General features: G+C 40.9%; 3 protein-coding genes and 1 pseudogene. 3 read left to right on the top strand and 1 reads right to left on the bottom strand.

Features of this window, described 5'->3' with window-relative positions; translation table 11 throughout:
• Positions 1-81 precede the first annotated feature (81 nt).
• On the top strand, positions 82-435 hold the full coding sequence (locus tag BLV99_RS17920) for a FimD/PapC C-terminal domain-containing protein (RefSeq protein ID WP_244516356.1): 354 nt from the start codon (positions 82-84) through the stop codon (positions 433-435).
• The gene (locus BLV99_RS17925) at positions 432-1,526 is read left to right on the top strand and encodes a fimbrial protein (RefSeq protein ID WP_092693061.1); all 1,095 of its coding nucleotides are present in this window, start codon (positions 432-434) and stop codon (positions 1,524-1,526) included. Before BLV99_RS17920 ends, BLV99_RS17925 begins: the two co-directional genes overlap by 4 nt.
• Positions 1,527-1,639: 113 nt before the next feature.
• On the opposite strand, the gene BLV99_RS18305 is transcribed toward BLV99_RS17925, so the two are convergent.
• Positions 1,640-1,798: a hypothetical protein gene (locus BLV99_RS18305; RefSeq protein WP_167356351.1), complete on the bottom strand. Its 159-nt coding sequence runs from the start codon at positions 1,796-1,798 to the stop codon at positions 1,640-1,642.
• Positions 1,799-1,872: 74 nt separating this feature from the next.
• Between BLV99_RS18305 and BLV99_RS17930 the strand changes: the two are divergent.
• Positions 1,873-2,404 (top strand): annotated as a pseudogene (locus BLV99_RS17930) (IS5 family transposase); the annotation flags it as partial.
• Between the last annotated feature and the right edge of the window lie 88 nt (positions 2,405-2,492).

Raw genomic sequence — 2,492 nt, forward strand, 5'->3', positions numbered from 1 at the left:
TTTACGGAATTAGGTCGACCACTTACCCAAGTTACGCCTTAAATTTGGCTCAATTAGGGGCGCTTTGCATTTCAAATCTTTGTGCAACAAAGCCATGAATTGGTGAAGAATGATATTGTTCCTACTAAATATGCGATTGTGAAAGTAAAATTTGATGTGAAGACAGGTTACAGCGTGCTGGTCAATTTGAATTATAAAGGCCATGGGTTGGCAGCCGGTACGGAAATCAGCGATGTGAAAGGCCTCAACCATTATGGCTTGGTAGGATTAGATAGCCAGGCTTACCTGACTAATGTTGAGTCAGGGCAGGTTTTGACCGCGAAATGGGGCAGTGCTGAAAACCAGCAGTGTCATTTTACTTTACCGCAGCTCAGCAGCCGTGATATTGGTTACGATGAACTGGCATTAATATGTGAAGCAGGAGAATCTAAATGAAGCGCAAATGGCTTTCACTACTTTTGAATGCATTTTTAATCGTCATCAGTCTAAGTGCTGTGCAAAGCGCATCGGCCATGCGCTGCCTGTCCGGCGGCAAAGCGACCAGCAATTTTAATATTGACACAGCAAAAAACACCACCAATACCACAAATGTCGGCACGATTACGGTCACCAGTTTTAATAGTGCAACCAATGCATTATTGTGGGAGTCGCAAACTTATTCATCGACGTTTACCTGTTATGATGATGCAACGACCAACTCCAGTGAAGATGCTTATTTATATGTCGATGACGCTGCGAAAAAATTAGCGACCGATTTTGGCAACTCTAATTTAATTATGGGCATCCGTTTTAATGGCCAAGAATATCCCATTACAAAAACCACCGATACAATCGCGACCGGCAAGCGCGCGCTCAGCTATCAATCTGATAACTACTGGTCTACCTCAAGAGCTTCTCAAAATTGTAATTTGATTGGTAAAAATAATTGGTTAAGTTCAAAGCGTTGTGCAGATCCTCAAACCATTACCTTAACCTATTCTTTATATATTAAGGCGCGCGGTTCAGGCAGCAATTTTCCTGCAACGGTGAAAAACTATGATGTTTTCCAGCTTGACGGTATTGGCGGGCGCAACGGCAACGGCAATTTTCAGGAAAAAGTCAGCGGGGTTCAAATCAATTATGTGGAATGTGTCCCTGTGCTGAGCACGCAGAGTGTGGATTTGGGCAAGTACTATGCTTATCAGGATTTAAATACCGTTCTAAGAAAAACGCCATTTACCATTAATGTCACCACCAATGGCAAAGACTGCGCAAAATATCCTTTTGTTGGCGTGTTCAGTTCGGCGTATAAAGTGGATGATCAAACGGTCACTGCCATAGAAACAGGCATGAAAGATGTGGTGGGAATCCGCCTGTTTGAATCAGGAAACAGCGCGCCTTTGAGCTTAAATGACACGGTTGATTTTGGCTACAGTACAGGAACGCAGCTGAGTAAAAACTTTGAAGCGGGCGTATTGTTTCTGAAAAAGCCTGTAAATGCTGGAAAATTCACCTCTGTCATTAATTATGAAGTCTATTTTAAATAGCGGCTGAACCGCTGTAGCCTCGGTATTTATCAGGCTGAGGCAGTTTCCTGTGATGTTTACAATCTTGGAAATGAGCAGGAGCTTGAGCCTAAATTCATTCGGCCTGTTTGAGTCTAAGGTTTGGATTGACTGTGCAAAATATAGCGGATTGCATCTATGTATTTAGGATGCATGTGGCTGGCATCCATGCCCAGAAAATATGGCGCAGCCATCCAGAAAAAACTGAAGACATAGCCATAATCATCTAAGGTTTGATATTGCCACTGTTCCACTAAGCTTAGAGCCTATCCAGTATTAATTTCATTCTTTTTTAGCAATTGAAAAAATAATTTGTTAAATTCCCCCCATGAGAAAACCATATCCCAGCGACATTAGTCGAGAAGCTTTTAAAGAAATTGAACCGCTACTATTGAGCGGAAAAAAACAAACACGTCCAAAAGTCGTTGATGTCTATGAAGTATTTTGCGCATTGCTCTATATTCTAAAAAGTGGATGCCAATGGAGTATGCTTCCTCGAGACTTCCCACCTAAAAGCACTGTGCATTATTACTTCTCGATTTGGAATAAAAAGTCTTCAGAAACTGAACCTAGCATACTTGAGCAAGCTTTAAAAAAATGTAGTTGGCGAAGCCCGTATCAGCAATAGACGGAAAGAACAAACGAGCTTTATCATGATTGATTCACAAAGTGTAAAAAACACAGATACTGCACGTGATAAAGGGTATGATGCTGGTAAAAAAGTTTCAGGCATTAAAAGACATATTATTGTTGATACTGAAGGTCTCCCGCATGGAATATTGGTTACGACAGCAGATAAAACAGATCGTCAAGGTGCGTTAGATACTATAACTTTGCATAAAGATAGCTTACAGGTGGTGTTTCAAAAAGTATGCTGACATTAAATGAAGCCATTATTGATGTAAAAAAAGGTTAAGTCGAAAGCTTTAAAATGGTTTTCAATCTTTT

Source organism: Acinetobacter kyonggiensis (genome assembly GCF_900107285.1).
Classification (GTDB): Bacteria; Pseudomonadota; Gammaproteobacteria; order Pseudomonadales; family Moraxellaceae; genus Acinetobacter; species Acinetobacter kyonggiensis.

Coding starts and splice junctions, on each gene's coding strand:
- BLV99_RS17925 (WP_092693061.1), top strand. CDS start 432: ATGAAGCGCAAATGGCTTTCACTACTTTTGAATGCATTTTTAATCGTC.